At 64.1% G+C, this 15,400-nt stretch carries 16 protein-coding genes; 5 read left to right on the top strand and 11 right to left on the bottom strand.

The features are described from left to right. The 3 genes from L0D18_RS00670 to L0D18_RS00660 are packed head-to-tail and all read right to left on the bottom strand — an operon-like array spanning window position 1 to window position 2,420. Window positions 1–765, bottom strand: a complete 765-nt coding sequence (locus L0D18_RS00670) for a 50S ribosomal protein L11 methyltransferase (RefSeq protein WP_243026740.1) — start codon at window positions 763–765, stop codon at window positions 1–3. A gap of 4 nt (window positions 766–769) precedes the next feature. Next, window positions 770–1,366, bottom strand: coding sequence for a helix-turn-helix transcriptional regulator (locus L0D18_RS00665; protein WP_243026739.1), 597 nt, complete (start codon window positions 1,364–1,366; stop codon window positions 770–772). Window position 1,367: 1 nt separating this feature from the next. Beyond that, window positions 1,368–2,420 carry an Mrp/NBP35 family ATP-binding protein gene (locus L0D18_RS00660; RefSeq protein ID WP_243026738.1) on the bottom strand — a complete coding sequence of 351 codons (1,053 nt, stop codon included), beginning with the start codon at window positions 2,418–2,420 and terminating at the stop codon, window positions 1,368–1,370. A 93-nt stretch (window positions 2,421–2,513) separates the two neighbouring features. On the opposite strand from L0D18_RS00660, the gene L0D18_RS00655 reads away from it, so the two are divergent. Both L0D18_RS00655 and L0D18_RS00650 read left to right on the top strand, forming a co-directional pair. Next, a complete protein-coding gene (locus L0D18_RS00655) occupies window positions 2,514–3,119 on the top strand; it encodes a hypothetical protein (protein ID WP_243026737.1) in 606 nt (201 codons plus the stop codon). Between the two features lie 217 nt (window positions 3,120–3,336). Then, on the top strand, window positions 3,337–5,925 hold the full coding sequence (locus tag L0D18_RS00650) for a valine--tRNA ligase (RefSeq protein WP_243027030.1): 2,589 nt from the start codon (window positions 3,337–3,339) through the stop codon (window positions 5,923–5,925). Here L0D18_RS00650 and L0D18_RS00645 read toward each other — a convergent pair. The 5 genes from L0D18_RS00645 to trpC are packed head-to-tail and all read right to left on the bottom strand — an operon-like array spanning window position 5,909 to window position 10,334. After that, window positions 5,909–6,472 carry a DUF6812 domain-containing protein gene (locus tag L0D18_RS00645; RefSeq protein WP_243026736.1) on the bottom strand — a complete coding sequence of 188 codons (564 nt, stop codon included), beginning with the start codon at window positions 6,470–6,472 and terminating at the stop codon, window positions 5,909–5,911. The genes L0D18_RS00650 and L0D18_RS00645 overlap by 17 nt on opposite strands. After that, on the bottom strand, window positions 6,465–8,480 hold the full coding sequence (locus L0D18_RS00640) for a single-stranded-DNA-specific exonuclease RecJ (RefSeq protein ID WP_243026735.1): 2,016 nt from the start codon (window positions 8,478–8,480) through the stop codon (window positions 6,465–6,467). Before L0D18_RS00640 ends, L0D18_RS00645 begins: the two co-directional genes overlap by 8 nt. Before the next feature lie 46 nt (window positions 8,481–8,526). Then, window positions 8,527–8,841, bottom strand: coding sequence for a LapA family protein (locus tag L0D18_RS00635; RefSeq protein WP_243026734.1), 315 nt, complete (start codon window positions 8,839–8,841; stop codon window positions 8,527–8,529). Between the two features lie 4 nt (window positions 8,842–8,845). Next, window positions 8,846–9,556, bottom strand: coding sequence for a 1-(5-phosphoribosyl)-5-[(5-phosphoribosylamino)methylideneamino]imidazole-4-carboxamide isomerase (hisA, locus tag L0D18_RS00630; protein ID WP_243026733.1), 711 nt, complete (start codon window positions 9,554–9,556; stop codon window positions 8,846–8,848). Window positions 9,557–9,560: 4 nt separating this feature from the next. Further along, on the bottom strand, window positions 9,561–10,334 hold the full coding sequence (gene trpC / locus L0D18_RS00625) for an indole-3-glycerol phosphate synthase TrpC (protein WP_243026732.1): 774 nt from the start codon (window positions 10,332–10,334) through the stop codon (window positions 9,561–9,563). A 20-nt stretch (window positions 10,335–10,354) separates the two neighbouring features. On the opposite strand from trpC, the gene L0D18_RS00620 reads away from it, so the two are divergent. Genes L0D18_RS00620 through L0D18_RS00610 form a run of 3 tightly spaced genes read left to right on the top strand, consistent with a single transcriptional unit; the run spans window position 10,355 to window position 12,262 of the window. Next, window positions 10,355–10,960 (top strand): PIN domain-containing protein, encoded by a 606-nt coding sequence (locus tag L0D18_RS00620; RefSeq protein WP_279232066.1) that lies wholly within the window; start codon window positions 10,355–10,357, stop codon window positions 10,958–10,960. A 46-nt stretch (window positions 10,961–11,006) separates the two neighbouring features. Beyond that, window positions 11,007–11,420 carry a helix-turn-helix domain-containing protein gene (locus L0D18_RS00615; protein ID WP_243026731.1) on the top strand — a complete coding sequence of 138 codons (414 nt, stop codon included), beginning with the start codon at window positions 11,007–11,009 and terminating at the stop codon, window positions 11,418–11,420. A 2-nt stretch (window positions 11,421–11,422) separates the two neighbouring features. Then, window positions 11,423–12,262, top strand: coding sequence for a patatin-like phospholipase family protein (locus tag L0D18_RS00610; RefSeq protein WP_243026730.1), 840 nt, complete (start codon window positions 11,423–11,425; stop codon window positions 12,260–12,262). On the opposite strand, the gene L0D18_RS00605 is transcribed toward L0D18_RS00610, so the two are convergent. The 3 genes from L0D18_RS00605 to L0D18_RS00595 are packed head-to-tail and all read right to left on the bottom strand — an operon-like array spanning window position 12,259 to window position 15,391. Then, entirely contained in the window at window positions 12,259–12,678 is a 420-nt protein-coding gene (locus L0D18_RS00605; RefSeq protein ID WP_243026729.1) for a hypothetical protein, read from the bottom strand. The two genes, L0D18_RS00610 and L0D18_RS00605, sit on opposite strands and share 4 nt — an antisense overlap. A gap of 2 nt (window positions 12,679–12,680) precedes the next feature. After that, window positions 12,681–13,424 carry an amino acid ABC transporter ATP-binding protein gene (locus L0D18_RS00600; protein ID WP_279232065.1) on the bottom strand — a complete coding sequence of 248 codons (744 nt, stop codon included), beginning with the start codon at window positions 13,422–13,424 and terminating at the stop codon, window positions 12,681–12,683. Next, window positions 13,421–15,391 carry a TRAP transporter permease gene (locus L0D18_RS00595; protein ID WP_243026728.1) on the bottom strand — a complete coding sequence of 657 codons (1,971 nt, stop codon included), beginning with the start codon at window positions 15,389–15,391 and terminating at the stop codon, window positions 13,421–13,423. Before L0D18_RS00595 ends, L0D18_RS00600 begins: the two co-directional genes overlap by 4 nt. Window positions 15,392–15,400 lie beyond the last annotated feature (9 nt).

The raw sequence follows: 15,400 nt of genomic DNA, 5'->3' as shown, positions 1-15,400 counted from the left end.
TTACCCCCTGTAGGCCAAGAGGACCCACTCCCCCTCCCTCTCCTCTTCCAGAAAGGTGGGTCCCGCCTTCGCCATGGCCTCCTTCACCCAGGAGGCCTTTTCCGCCAGGATCCCCGTGAGGAGAAGCCTTCCCCCAGGGGCCAGGGCCTGGCGGTACCGGGGGGCCAGCTCCTGGTGAAGCTCCGCAAACAGGTTGGCCACCAAAAGGTCAAAGGGGCCATAGGGTAGGGCTTCCCCCAGGCTTCCCCGGAGGAAGCGCACCCTAACCCCGTTCCTCCTGGCGTTTTCCTCCGCCTGGGGGAGGACGGCTTCGTCAATGTCCACCCCCAAGGCTTCCCCACCCAGCTTCGCGGCGGCGATGGCCAGGATGCCCGAGCCCGTGCCCAAATCCAGCACCTTCTCCCCAGGGCGCAAATGGCGGGCCAAGGCGGAAAGGGCCAGACGGGTGGTCTCGTGGTGCCCGGTGCCGAAGGCCATTCCCGGCTCTATCACCAAGGGGATGCCTTGGCCTTCGGGGGAATGCCAGGGGGCCAAGACCCAAAAGGGCCCCGCCCTTACCGGCCTAAGGTCCCTGCGCCAGGCAGCAAGCCAATCCTCGTCGGGGAGCTCCTCCCACACCCCCCCAAAGGGAAGGTCCACGGGAGCGGGGAAATAGGCCCATACCTCCCCCTCCCGCTCCTCGAGGCCCCGGGCCCCCCGATCGAAGAGTTCCGGGACCAGGGGGTCCAGCTCTGCCGCCGTGCCCTTGAGGCGGTAAACCCACACCCCGCTATTCTACCCGGTAACGGCAACAGTTCCCCCCCTCCGCCAGCCTCTCCTCCCGCTGAAGAGGCAGGCCCAATAACTCCTGGTAGGCGAGAAGCTCACTTTGGCAAAGGGCCTCGTGCTCCCGGGAAAGGGCCAGCTTGGGGCAACGCTTCTGGCAGAGGTACAGCTTCCCCTCGTCCTCCACCACCTCCGCCTCGTAGCCCTGCTCCCGAAGGAACTGGGCCAGGCGGGTAAGCCGATCCCGTAAGGACAGGGCCTCCAGATTCAGGGGGGCAAACAGCCTCCGGTTCCTTTCCAAGAGAAGGCGCACCACCCCCTCCCGGCCCAGAACCCTTTCCACCCCTTTAAGCACATCCCCGCACAGGGCGGCGTAGGGGGCCTCCCTGTCTTGGGCCACGTAAAGGCGGTAGGGCCGGCCTCGGCCCAGGCACTTCCTCACCTCCGAGCGCACCAGGCCCCGGGCCTCGAGGTCCCGGAGGTGCTTTAAGGCCGCCACCCGGCTCACCCCCAAAGCCTCCGCCACCTCCTTGGCCGTGTGGGGCCTGAGCCTCAAGAGGTCTAGAACCCGCTCCTTGGTGCTCTCCAGGACTAAGGCCATCTTAGGCCATGGGCAGGGCGATAAAGGCCTGCACGCTCAAGGCAGCAGCCAGCTCCCGGGCCGCCCTCCGGAAGGCCTCCGCCTCGAGGCCCTCCGGATCCTCCACCAGGATGGGCCTTCCCCGATCCCCGCTTTCCCGCAAGGGCAGAGTGAGGGGAATCTCCCCCAGGAAGCGGGTCTTGAGCTTCTCCGCAAGCCGCCTGCCTCCCCCTTCCCCAAAGATGGGGGTGGGCTTACCGCAATGGGGGCAGAGGAAGTGGCTCATGTTCTCCACCACCCCCAGCACGGGCACCTGCACCTTCTTGAACATGTCGGCAGCCCTTTCGGCATCAATCAGGGCCACCTCCTGGGGAGTGGTGACGATGACCCCGCCCGAAACCTGGGTGAGCTGGGTAAGGGAAAGCTGAACATCCCCCGTCCCAGGGGGAAGGTCCACCACCAAGTAGTCCAGCTCCCCCCAGTTCACATCCTCCAAGAACTGCTTGATGGTGCCGTGGAGGATGGGCCCCCGCCAGATCATGGCCTGGCCCGGAGGAACGATGTTGGCGATGGAGAGGACCTTGAGGCCAAAGGCCTCGAGGGGCAGAATCTTGCGGTTTTGGTCCACCTTAAGCCTCTCCCCCTCCAGGCCGAACATCTTGGCCTGGCTGGGCCCGTAGAGGTCGGCATCCAAAAGCCCCACCCTGGCCCCCTCCTGGAGAAGGGCCAGGGCCAGGTTAGCGGCCACGGTGCTCTTGCCTACCCCGCCCTTGCCCGAGCCCACCGCCACCACGTGCTTCACCCCGGGGATGGGGTACTGCTCGGGGGCCTTCACCCCTCCGCCAAAGCGCACCCGCACCTCCTCCACTCCCAAGGGATGGAGGGCTTGCCTTATATCCGCCTCAATCTGGCCCTTTAGGGGACAGGCGGGGGTGGTGAGGCGGATAAGGAGGTCCACCCGGCTTCCCTCCAGCCGTATTTCTCCCACCATGCCCAAGGAGACCAGGTCCTTCCCCAGCTCGGGGTCCATCACCGTGCGCAGGGCCTCGAGGACCCTTTCTTCCGTAAGCGCCATACCGGGCTCAGGGTATACCCGGGGAGGCTTTTGGGCAAGGGGTGGACTCACGATTCTAACCCAAAGGACCCCCTTGGCCTAAAATGAGGCGGCATGTACCCTGAATGGCAAAAACAACCCTTTTATGAACTCCACCTGGCCTGGCTGGTCCAGGGGCCCCGGGGTTATGACCTCCTTTTCAAGGTAAACCCCTATAGCCTCTACAAAACCCGCGAGGAGGCTCTGGAAGCCGCCAAAGCCCTCCTGCAAAAGGAGAGGCTGGACCAGGACCCCAAGGTGGGCCCGCATAAAGCCCCGGTCCTCCTCTCGGAGGAGGACCGTACCCGCTTCCTGGTCCTCCTGGAAAGCGGCAAGGCCCTTTTGCCCCTGGACCGCTACGCCCTTTTGGGCGAGATCGCCCCCGTGGAGGAACGCCTCCTTCACCGGGCACCCTTCCGAGACAGGAGCAACGTGCTCCATAGCCTGGAAGGCCTTCCCGTGCGCCTCCTCTACACGCCCCTCAACGACCCCGAGGCGGAGGCTCAGGAGTTGGCCCAAGGCATCCTCCGCCTTACCCCTGAGGGCCTATGGGTGGGGGAAACCCCTCTGACCATCCCCCCAGACACCGCCATTGAAGGCCTAGCCTATGAGGAGGCCTTCTTTGACCTGGGAGAGGGCCATTACTACCTCTACGCCCTTTCGGGCTCCACCCCCTCGTAGGGGGCCATTAGGTCCAGGGTGGCTTCCGGGCAAGGTAGGATCACCCTTCCTTACAGGCCAGGTTCTGGAGGAGGTTAGGGACCTTCCTGGCCCCGGCCATAGCGTGAGGGGAACCCGCAAATAGGTGGCAAAGGGCATGGGCGCCTGGGCGGCCTTTGCCATGGGCCCCATCCCCGCACCCCAAACCCTTCCCGGCTTGGGTAAACTATCCGACAGCATGGACCTACCCAAGGCCTACGACCCCAAAACCGTGGAACCCAAGTGGGCGGAGAAGTGGGCGAACAACCCCTTTGTGGCCAACCCCAAAAGCGGCAAAACGCCCTTTGTCATCTTCATGCCTCCTCCCAACGTTACGGGTAGCCTGCACATGGGCCATGCCTTGGACAACTCCCTGCAGGATGCCCTCATCCGCTATAAGCGCATGCAGGGCTACGAGGCCGTCTGGCTACCCGGCACCGACCATGCGGGCATCGCCACCCAGGTGGTGGTGGAAAGGCTTCTGCTTAAGGAGGGGAAGACCCGGCACCACCTGGGCCGGGAGGCCTTCTTGAAACGGGTCTGGGAATGGAAGGAGGAGTCCGGGGGAACCATCCTGAAGCAACTCAAGCGCCTGGGGGCCAGCGCCGACTGGAGCCGGGAGGCCTTCACCATGGACGAGGCCCGCTCCAAGGCGGTGCGCTACGCCTTTAGCCGCTACTACCACGAGGGGCTGGCCTACCGCGCCCCCCGCCTGGTGAACTGGTGCCCCCGGTGCGAGACCACCCTTTCGGACCTGGAGGTGGAAACCGAGCCCACCCCGGGCAAGCTGTACACCCTGGCCTACCCGGTGGAAGGAGGGGGAAGCATCGCCATCGCCACCGTGAGGCCGGAGACGGTCTTCGCCGACCAGGCCATCGCCGTCCACCCCGAGGACGAGCGCTACCGGCACCTCATCGGCAAAAGGGCCCGCATCCCCCTCACGGACATCTGGATACCCATTTTGGCCGACAGCGCCGTGGAGCGGGAGTTCGGCACCGGGGCCCTTAAGGTCACCCCCGCCCACGACCCCTTGGACTACGAGATCGGCGAACGGCACGGACTGAAGGCGGTTTCCGTCATCAACCTGGAAGGCCGGATGGAAGGGGAAAGGGTGCCGGAGGCCCTCCTGGGCCTGGACCGGTTTGAGGCCCGGAAAAAGGCGGTGGAACTTTTCCGGGAGGCAGGCCACCTCCTCAAGGAGGAGGAGTACACCATCCAGATGGCCACCTGCTCCCGGTGCGGCACCCCTTTGGAGTACGCCATCTTCCCCCAATGGTGGCTTTCCATGAAACCCCTGGCGGAGAAGGTGATAAGGGGTCTGGAGAGGGATGAGATCGCCTTCGTACCCGAACGCTGGAAAAAGGTCAACCTGGACTGGCTGAGAAACGTGCGCGACTGGAACATCTCCCGCCAGCTTTGGTGGGGGCACCAGATCCCTGCCTGGTACTGCCAGGATTGCGGTGCCGTTAACGTCCCCCGCCCTGAGCGCTACCTGGAAGACCCCAGCACCTGCGAAACCTGCGGAAGCCCTAACCTCAAGCGGGACGAGGACGTGTTTGACACTTGGTTTTCCTCGGCCCTCTGGCCCCTTTCCACCCTGGGCTGGCCGGAGGAGACGGAAGACCTCAAGGCCTTCTATCCGGGCGATGTCCTGGTGACGGGCTACGACATTCTTTTCCTCTGGGTGAGCCGGATGGAGGTATCCGGTTACCACTTCCGGGGGGAACGGCCCTTTAAGACCGTGCTCCTCCACGGCCTAGTGCTGGATGAAAAGGGCCAGAAGATGTCCAAGTCCAAGGGGAACGTGATAGACCCCTTGGAGATGGTGGAGCGCTATGGGGCCGATGCCCTGCGCTTCGCCCTCACCTACTTGGCCACGGGGGGCCAGGACATCCGGCTGGACCTCCGGTGGCTGGAGATGGCCAGGAACTTCGCTAACAAGCTCTACAACGCCGCCCGTTTCGTCCTCCTAAGCCGGGAATCTTTCCAAGGGCAAACCGACACCCCTACCCTGGCGGACCGTTGGATGCAAAGCCGCCTAGGCCGGGGTGTGCGGGAGATCACCGCCCTCTACGAAAGCCTGGACCTGGCCCAGGCGGCCCGGGAGGTGTACGAGCTGGTCTGGAGCGAGTTCTGCGATTGGTACCTGGAGGCCAGCAAGCCAGCCCTCAGGGCAGGGAATGCCCACACCCTCATGACCCTGCAGGACGCCCTCGCCACCCTTCTCAAGCTCCTCCACCCCATCATGCCCTTCCTCACCAGCGAGCTTTACCAGGCCCTCACCGGAAAGGAAGAGCTTGCCCTGGAGGCCTGGCCCCAGGCCACGGCCACGGACCAGGAAGCCGAAGCCCGATTTGAAGTCCTGAAACAGGCAGTGACCGCCGTACGAGCCCTAAAGGCCGAAGCCGGGCTTCCCTTGGCCCAGGAGGTGCGGGTGTTCGTGGAAGGAGAGGCCGCACCCCTTTGGGATAACCTAGAGGTGTTCCGCTTTCTATCCCGGGCTGAGCTCCTGGAAAACCGTCCTGGGAAAGCCCTGGTGAAGGCCATGCCCAAGGTGACGGTGCGCATGCCCCTAGAAGGCCTCTTGGATGTGGAGGAGTGGAAGCGCCGTCAGGAAAAGCGGCTTAAGGAGCTTACGGACCTGGTGCAAAGGAGCCAGAGGAAGCTTTCCGCCCCTGGCTTCCGGGAAAAAGCCCCCAAGGAGGTGGTGGAGGCGGAGGAGGAAAGGCTTAGGGAAAACCTGGCCCAGATGGAGCGGATCCGGGAAGCCCTCAGCCAAATAGGGTGAGCCGGGGGTCCTGGGCTTCCCCGGGGGCCTCGGCCACCGCCTCGGCTAGGCGTAGGTTTACGGTGATGAAGGAAAAGCTCTCCGTGGGCTCGAGGCCCACAATGGGTTTTCCGGGGACGAGGGCGTAGAGTTTAGCCTCCAGAAGGCTCTGAAAAGGCTTAGCCTGGGAAAGGTGGTCGGAAAGCCGCACCCCCCGGGGAAGCAGAAGATCGCCCGCAAGGAGGTAGTCCCCGTAGAGGAAGGCAAGCTTCCGCCTTTCCAATAGGCTGGGGCTGGTGCGGGGTTCGCTGGGTTTGCCACCCACCACCCACAGGATCCGCTCCTTCCGCAGGGCGAGAAAACCCGTGCTGGCCTTAAGGTCCTTGGCCTCCGGGGGGTGGGCATAGCCTGGGGCGTAAAGGAGCGCTCCTGTAACCGGCAGATAGGACCTCTCCTGGTTTAGGAGATCCGCGGTACCGGCCCCCGGTACCAGGTAGATGAGGCCGTAGACCCGGTAGGCCTGGGTGTAGATCCTGGCCTCATGTACTTCCCGAGGTTGTTTATACACCCTTCACCCCCTCTTCAGGCAAAAGCGTCTGCCCCACCGCCCAGTAGGCCAAAAGGGCCTCGCTGAAAAGAGGGGCGTGCTTCCTCTGGTAGGCGAAGAGAAGCCTCTGCCCCACCAAGGCCCTAAGCTGGTCCTCTGGGGTGTCCAGGATAGGCCAAGCGGCGAGTCGCCTCTGGGTGGCCGTTCCTAAGGCCACGTAAACGGGGGACATCTCCACGGGAAAAGGCGGCAGGCCCAGCCAAAGGGAGGCCTCCTTGGGGGGCAGCAAACGGAACCCCGCCTTTTTTGCGTACTCCAGCCCCTCGAGGTTATCCTCGGGCACATAAACCCCTTCCCCCGCCTTGGCCCTGGCCAAGGCCTCCGGCAAAAGGATGGGATAGGCAAAGGGGGGTATCCCGCCTTCCAGATCCCCCGGCTCCCGGAAGTCCAGGGCTTGGGCCTCATAGGACAGGGTGCCGTTCCAGCGGTTTTCCATAAGCAACACCGCCGCCTCAAGTTCAGGGGGCAAGGAATCCACCCGCTCCCCCATGCGCCAGGCCACCACCCTAACCCCCTGCAGGCGGAAGGCGAGGTGCTTCCCCTCCCCCATGGAGCGGGCCTCCTCCGGGGAGCCTTGGAGGAGGAAGAGGGGCTCGGGATTCCCTTCCCCAAAGGGCTCTAAGGCCAACAAGGCTTGGTAAAGGTCCGGAAGTGACGCCAAAGGGGGTAAAAGCCCTACAAGAGGCACTTCCCGCACGGGGTCGGAAAAGGAGGCGGCAAAGGCCTCAACCCGTTTCCTAAAGGCAGGGAAGCGGGCCTCGTCCAAGGCAAACCCGGCGGCTTCCCGGTGGCCGCCAAAGCGCAAAAGGAGGTCCTCGGCACTCCTTAGGGCCTCCACGGCGCTGATGGGCGGAAGGCTCCGCACCGTGCCCTTCCCCTTGGCCACGATGAAGACGGGGCGCAAGGTGGCCTCGAGGATACGGCTCGCCACGATGCCCATCACCCCCGGGTGCCCCTCGGGGTCGTGGAGGACGACGGCCTTGGCCTCGGGGTCCGCCTGGGGGAGGAGCCTTTTGAGCATCTCCTCCTCTAAGGCCTGGCGGCGGGCGTTCAGCCGATGGAGCTCCTCCACCAAGCCCCTGGCCTCCTCCTCGTCCTCGGTGAGGAGAAGCCTGAGGGCCTTCTCCGCCTCCCCCAGACGGCTTGCCGCATTGATGCGGGGAGCGATGCGGAAGGCCACCTCCACCGCTTTCCCCGTGTAGCCCACGCTTTCCGCCAGTAGGCGAAGCCCAAGGATGGAGGACTCCCTAAGGCGGGCAAGCCCTTCCCGCACCAAAGCCCGGTTCCACCCCCAAAGGGGGGCCACGTCGGCGATGGTGCCCACCGCTGCCAGGTCGGCATACTCCAGGGGTGGGGGCAGGCCCAACCTTTCATAAAGGGCCCAAAGGAGCAAAAAGGCCACCCCCGCTCCCGTGGGGTGCTCCTTAAGGTCCGGGGTGTAGGCGGGATGGAGGATCAGGCCCGGAGGAGGGGTATCGCGGGGCGCGTGGTGGTCGGTTACCAGGACCTCCACCCCGTTTTCCACAAGCTCCCGAACCTCGGCGTGGTTGGCGATACCGCAGTCCACCGTCAGGAAAACGTCCGCCGCTTCCCGGTGCTCCGGAATACGGGCGGGATGAATGCCATACCCCTCCTCGAGGCGATGGGGGATGAAGGGGTGGACCTCCGCCCCCAAGGCCCTGAGGCCCCGCACCAGGATGGCGGTTCCCGTCAGCCCGTCGGCGTCGTAGTCCCCATGGACACGAATACGCTTTTTCCCCTTTAGCGCCCCCAGGAGAAGCTCCACCGCCTCCGACAGGCCCCGCAGGGGAAGAAGGCCCAAGGTGGGTTGCAGGTCCTCCGGCCGGCGCACGCCCCGGTGCCAGTAGGCCAAGGCGGCCTCAGGCCCCACCCCCAAAGCCTCCATCAACTCCCGCCACTCCCTCACAGGCGGCAGGGGAAGAAGATGCCAGCGCACCCGATCCCTCATACCACCTCCTAAGCCTCCTTCCTCTAGCCCCGCAGCGCGGGGATGGCTATACCTCTTCCCGATCGGGGATTTTGGGAATCTCCTCTATGCGTTCCCGCTTTAAGGCGTTGATCTCCCCCTGAAGCCGCCGCACCTCCCTTAGAAGGGCGCGCCTCTCCCCCACGCCCCATAGCCAAAGGGCAAGGGCATAAACCCCCCCCACCAACACGCCTAGGGCATAGGCCCCCGGAAGAAGATAGTAAAGGGGCCAGGGTCCCCAAGGCGTGGGCACCTCCAGGAAGGGAAAGGCCAGGTACAGGTAAAATCCCGCACCCGCCACCCCCAAGGTGGCCAGAAGGAAAACCCAGTTCGCCAGCTTCATGGCCTTAGATTACCCCTTCCTTGTAGTCGGTTAGGCGCACCCGCCCCTCGTAGAGGGCTTTGCCCAAAAGGGCGCCTTCCACCCCCAGGCGCTTTAAGCCTAAAAGGTCCTCCGGGCCAGCAATGCCCCCGCCCGCAATGAGCTCGTGGGGCCAAGCCTCCCGTACCCGGGCCACCACCTCCAGGTCCAGGCCCTTCAGCGTCCCATCCCGCCGCACATCGGTGTAGATCACCGTGCGCACCCCCATGGCTTCCCAACGCCTAAAGAGGTCCAGGGCGGAAAGGGAGGCCGCCTCCAGCCAACCCGAGACCACCACCTCGAGGCCCCGGGCATCCAAGGCCACCACCAACCTGGCCGGACCCACCGCCTCCAGCATGGCCTCCAAGAGGGCAGGATCCTTTACCGCCACCGTACCCACCACCACCCGGGAAGCGCCCAGGGCGAGAATCTCCCGCAAGGCCTCCAAGGATCGGATCCCACCCCCCACTTGGAAGGGGATACGGAGGGCTTGGGCGATGCGGCGAAGGGCCTCGAGGTTATCCCCCCTCCCCAAGGCCCGGTCCAGGTCCACCAGGTGGAGAAGCCTAGCCCCTTCCTCCTGCCAGCGCAAGGCGGCGGCCACCGGGTCCCCGTACTGGGTCTCTCTTTCAGGGTCCCCCTCGTAGAGGCGGACCGCCTTGCCCCCTTTAAGGTCCACGGCGGGAATCAGCAACATGGAGTTATCCTACCAAGGCCCTTAGGGCCTCCTCCAGGCTTGGGCTTCGCATGAGGCTGGTGCCGATGAGAACAGCATCAAAGAGCCCTTCCAAAGCCTTCAGCTCCGCCTTGCGGGAATACCCCGATTCCGCCACCAAGACCCCGCTAAACCCCCTCCTCCGGGCTAAACGGCCGAGCCTCGGGGCCGTGGCCAGGTCAATCTCCAAGGTGGTGAGGTTGCGGTTGTTGATGCCCACGATACTGGCCCCCGCCTCGAGGGCTAGCTCCAGTTCCTCTTCCGTGTGCACCTCCACCAGGGCGTCCAGACCAAGCTTTTTTGCTTCCTCCAAATAGGCCCCTGTGAGCTCCCCCAAGAGGGCCACGATGAGGAGGACGGCGCTGGCCCCATAGGCCCGGGCCTCCTTTAGCATGAAGGGGTCCACCACGAAGTCCTTGCGCAAAAGGGGTAGGTCCACCGCCTGGCGGACCCGAAGGAGGTCCTCGAGGCTACCCCCAAAGCGGTGGGGCTCCGTAAGGACGCTGATGGCCCTGGCCCCACCCCGGGCGTAGGCCTGGGCCGCCTCGGCGGGGTCTATCTCCCTAATGGCTCCTTGCGAAGGGCTCGCCTTCTTCACCTCGGCGATGACGGAAAGCCCTGGCTGGAGAAGGGCCTCCCGGAAGGAGGGCAGGGTTTCGGGAAAAGGGGGAAGGGGGCGGGGCACCACCTCCTCGGCCCGCCTGCGGGCAATGGCCCCCAGTACTCCGCTCACTTGGTCAAGATTAGGCCGACCACGCATGCCCCTATATCATAAATCCCATGAACCGCCCACCCCTACCCCACGTGGTTTTTTTAGATGCGTGCGTTCTCTATCCCGCTCCTATCCGAGACATTTTCATGCGGTTGGCCCTAAAAGGCCTTATTCGCTTACGTTGGAACCAGAAGGTCCACGATGAGTGGATAGAAAACCTTGTAAAAAGGCGGCCCGAACTCAGCTTACAAGGCTTAAGGAAGATACCCTTGCGAATGGCCGATGCGCTGGAAAGTCAGGAGCCCCTAGTAACCGATTACGAGTACCTGCTTGCGTACATTGATATTCCTGACGAAAACGACCGCCACGTGGTGGCCGCAGCCATAGTGGGCAAGGCCGAGGCCATCCTGACCTTTAATACAAAGGATTTCCCCCAGGAGATTCTGGAACGTTGGGACCTTATAGCCTACCATCCCGACGAATACCTGATGGAGATTATGGATCTCCTCATCAGAAAAAGGGGAATCCCCAAAGAGCTCCTGGATGTGTTAAGGGAGCAAAGAGCGCACCTGAAGAACCCCCCCTTGAGCCAAGAGGATTTTCTGGCTAGCCTTGAGCGATCCGGCTTGAGACGCTTCGCGCAGGCCGTAAAGGAGTTCCGCAATATGCTCTAGATAGGGTGTTGCGTTTGTTGCGTTTATATGCTACTATGGGGTTGCTATGTTGGTGCCCGTGTCGGTAAATCCAGCAGAACAGAAGGAAATCCGCGCCCTTCTGAGCGCCCTTTCTCAAGGCAACGCGCTTAGGATCAGCGACTATACCCTCCCTTTGACCCCTGGCCTGTTAGAGGCCCTGCAACGCTACCTCGAGCCCTTGGCTAGCGGAGAGCCCGTGGTGGTCGTCCCTCTTGAAGCTGAGCTCACCACGCAACAAGCCGCGGACTTGCTAGGGATTTCCCGGCCCTACCTTATCCGTCTTCTAGAAGAGGGCAAGATACCGTACCGTAAGGTAGGTACCCACAGGCGGATTAAAGCTCGGGATTTGCTGGCGTACAAAGAAAGGAGCCGGCAGGAAGGTGAAAGAATCCTCAAGGAGCTGACCGAGGAAGCCCAAGAACTGGGTCTTGGTTACTAGCCGTGTATGGCGTAGCCATAGCCTTAGGTGGCGGTGGTGTCCGCGGGTACGCCCACCTGGGGGTGTTGGCGGTGTTGGAGGAGGCCAGAATCCCCATCCGGGGGCTTGCGGGAAGCTCTGCGGGCGCCTTGGCCGCTGCCGCCTATGCCTTTGGCCACAAGGACCCCTGGAGGGTACACGAGGCCATCTTTGACCGGGAGATCGCCGGCCTCCGCCGAGGCGGTAACCTCCGGACCCTGGCCAAGCTATTCTCCGCCTTCCGCCGTCCCCACCTTTTTGAAGCGGAAAGGCTCGCCACGGGATTGCAGGGCCTTTTTGGGGAAGCCCGCCTCGAGGATAGCCCCATCCCCCTGGCCATCCAAGCGGCGGATCTCCTCACCGGGGAGACCATCGTCCTCCGCAAGGGACCCGTGTGGAGGGCCGTCCTGGCCAGCATGGCCATACCCGGCCTCTTTCCCCCGGTAACTTGGGAAGGTAGGCTTTTGGTGGACGGGGATGTGGCCGAGAAGGTGCCCGTAGGGGCGGCCAAGGCCCTCTTTCCCAAGGTGGTGGCCGTGGACGTATCCAACCCCCCACCCCAGGAAGGCCCTAAGACCGCCTTGGAAGCCGCCCTCCTTGCGGGCGAGGCCAGCCGCAGACGGCTGAAGGACCGGGCCCTGCGAGAGGCCGACCTGGTCCTGGCCCTCAATCCCCCCATGGCCATTGACACCTTTGACCACGAAAAAATCCCCTTGGTCTATGAGCTTGGCAGAAAGCGGGCCCAGGAACGCCTAAAGGAAATCCGCGCCTTAGCCCAGATTCGCCTAAAAGACCTAGCCCTCGCCCTGAGGGTCCGGCCTTAGCCCCCTTGGGTTAAGGCTAAGGCGGCCCGGCGCCAGAGGTAGGCGAAGCCCGCCATCCCCAATCCCCAAAGCAGGGAGCCCCCAGGCCAAAGAAGAAGGCCCATCACCCCCAGGAAAAAGAAAAGGGCGGCCCCCAAACCCACGGCCACCAAGGGAGCCAAGGGCTCCTCCTGTCCCAAGGTCCCCTGGGCCTGGGCCAGAAGCCATGCGCCTCCTCCTAAGGCCAAGGCCCACAGAAAGGGGTGCGCCGCCCGGGGAAGCACCCAGGCCAGAAGGAGGAGCAAGAGCCCTTGAAGGGAGAGGAGAAATCCCGCATAGAGCCTCAGTCCCCTTAACCGCAAGGCCGGGGGTGCCTTGGGGTCTTGCAGGGCTCGTAAGGCCTCCCAAAGCCCCTGGCCAAGCCTAGGACCAGGCATGGCTAGTGGTGGAGCACCCGCTCCAGGAAGGCCCGGGTCCTCCCCTCCTTGGGCTGGGTGAAGATCTCCCCCGGCCTCCCCTCCTCCACGATCTGGCCCCCGTCCATGAAGATCACCCGGTCCGCCACCTCCCGGGCAAAGCCCATCTCGTGGGTCACCACCAGCATGGTCATCCCCCCACGGGCCAGGTCCCGCATCACGTCCAACACCTCCCCCACCATCTCCGGGTCCAAAGCACTCGTGGGCTCATCAAACAGCATCACCTTGGGCTCCATGGCCAAGGCCCGGGCGATGGCCACCCGCTGCTGCTGCCCCCCTGAAAGCTGGGCTGGGTACTTCCTGGCCTGGTCCAGAATCCCCACCCGCTCCAAAAGTTCCAAGGCCTTGCCCTCCGCCTTCTCCCTCGGCCACCCCCGCACCCGCATGGGGGCCAGGGTGATGTTCTCCAACACCGTCAGGTGGGGAAACAGGTTGAACTGCTGGAAGACCATCCCCACCTCCCGCCGCACCTGCCTTAGGGCCCTTTCGTCCTTCACGTTAAGCCCGTCCACCACCACCTCCCCCTCCTGGAAGTCCTCCAGACGATTGATGCACCGGATCAGGGTGCTCTTCCCCGAGCCCGAGGGGCCGATGATCACCAGCTTCTCCCCAGGAGCCACCTCCAGGTGGATCCCCTTGAGCACGTGCAGGGGGCCAAACCACTTGTGCAGGTTGTGGATGCGGATGATGGGGTCCACCGCTTTCATTTTCTCACCCGCTGTATGGCGTAGACCAGGAGGAAGAGCGCCAGGCCTATGGCATCCGTAAGGAGGCCGGGCACCACCAGGGTGAGGGCGGCCGCCATGAGAAGGGCCCTCTCCAGGAGGGTGGTGCGCTTGTGCAGGAAGCCCACCAGGCTGGCGCTGAAGGCGGTCATGCCCAAAAGGGCGGAAAGGACGATCCCCACCCCCTCTCCCAGGCTTTCCACCCCCAGAAGAAGAAGTTTGGGGCTGAAGAAGAACATGTAGGCAAGCAGGGCGGTGCGAAGCTCATACACGAAACCCTGGACCGCCGTTTTCCAGAAATCCGACTTGGCGATGGCGCTGGCGGCATAGGCGGCCAAGGCCACGGGAGGGGTGGAGTCGGCCATGATGCCGAAGTAAAAGACGAACATGTGGGCGGCCACGGGAGGCACCGCATACCCGGCCTTCTCCGCCAACTGGAGCACCACCGGCACCACCAAGGAGGCCATGACGATGTAGTTGGCGGTGGTGGGAAGGCCCATGCCCAGGAGGAGGCTGGTGATCTGGGCCAGGATCAGGACCAGGATAAGGTTTCCCCCCGAAAGGCGCTCCACAATGTCCGTGAGGCCAAAGCCAATCCCGGTCATGGTGACGATGCCCACGATGACCCCGGCGCTGGCCGTGGCCAAGGCGATGCCCACCATGCCCCTGGCCCCCGCCTCGAGGCCCTCCAGGATGAGCCTCCCACCCCGCACCAGGCCAAAGCCCAAGCCCACCCCACTCCTCCGGGCCCGCCACACCTCCTGGAGAAGGATGAGAAGTAGCATGAAAAAGACGGTGTTCAGGGCTGCCCGCTCGGGCGTAAGGCGCAAGCCCACCAGGGCGTAGATCAGGTAGACAAGGGGCAACAGGTAGTGGAAACCCGAACGCAGAATGGGGCCCACGGGAGGAAGCTCCGAACGCGGCACCCCCTTCAGGCCCAGGTGAAGGGCCTCGAGGTGCACGGTGATGAACAAGGTGGCGTAGGCTAACACCGCGGGGATCAAGGCAATGAGGATCAGCTGGCTATAGGGAATCCCCAAAAACTCCGCCATGATGAAGGCGGCCGCCCCCATCACCGGGGGCATCAGCTGGCCGTTGGAGGAGCTGGCCACCTCCACCGCCCCCGCCTTCTCCGGCGGATAGCCCACCCGCTTCATCAGCGGGATGGTGAAGGTCCCGGTGGTGACCACGTTGGAAACCGAGCTCCCCGAGACCACCCCCGTGAGGGCGCTGGCCACCACCGCCGCCTTGGCCGGCCCCCCGCGGAAGTGGCCCAGAAGGGCATAGGCCACCTGTATGAAAAAGTGCCCCGCCCCCGCCTTCTCCAAAAGGGCCCCAAACAGGACGAAAAGGAAGACAAAGGTGGCGGAAACCCCCAAGGGCACCCCCCAGATGCCCTCGGCGGTGGTGTAAAGCTGCCCCATGAGCTGGCCCCACTGGCTGCCCGCATGGAGCTGGAGCCAGGGAGGAAGGGTAAAGGGCAGAAGCCCCTTGGGCCCCGTGAGGGCGTAGAGGACGAAAACCGAAGCGATGATGGGCAAAGCCGGCCCCACCACCCTCCAGGCCGCCAGGAAGAGGACCAGAAGGGTTAGGGTCCCCAGGTAGACATCCCGGTGGCTGGGAATACCCCCCCTGAGCTGGGTGATGCCGTAGTAATCCCAGACCACGTAGAGGGCCCCCACCACCCCAAGAAGGGCCAGGACCCAATCCAGTAGGGGAATGCGATCCCTCGGACCCCGCCTCCCCGGGTAAGCGAGAAAGGCTAAGGCCAGGGCAAAGGCTAGGTGGACCGCCCTGAGCCGCATGGGGTCCAGGGTACCCAGCTCGGTGGCCCAAAGCTGGAAAAGGCTCCAGATGACTCCCAGGCCGAAGAGGAGGTACCGGCTACCTCCCTTGGGCCTCCGCCCCCCCAGCTCGCTTTCCTCCACCAGCAACGAGGCATTGTCCATGCTTCCTCC

Origin of the sequence: Thermus albus (genome assembly GCF_022760855.1) — a bacterium.
GTDB classification, from domain to species: domain Bacteria; phylum Deinococcota; class Deinococci; order Deinococcales; family Thermaceae; genus Thermus; species Thermus albus.
This window is presented reverse-complemented; position numbering and strand designations above follow the sequence as displayed.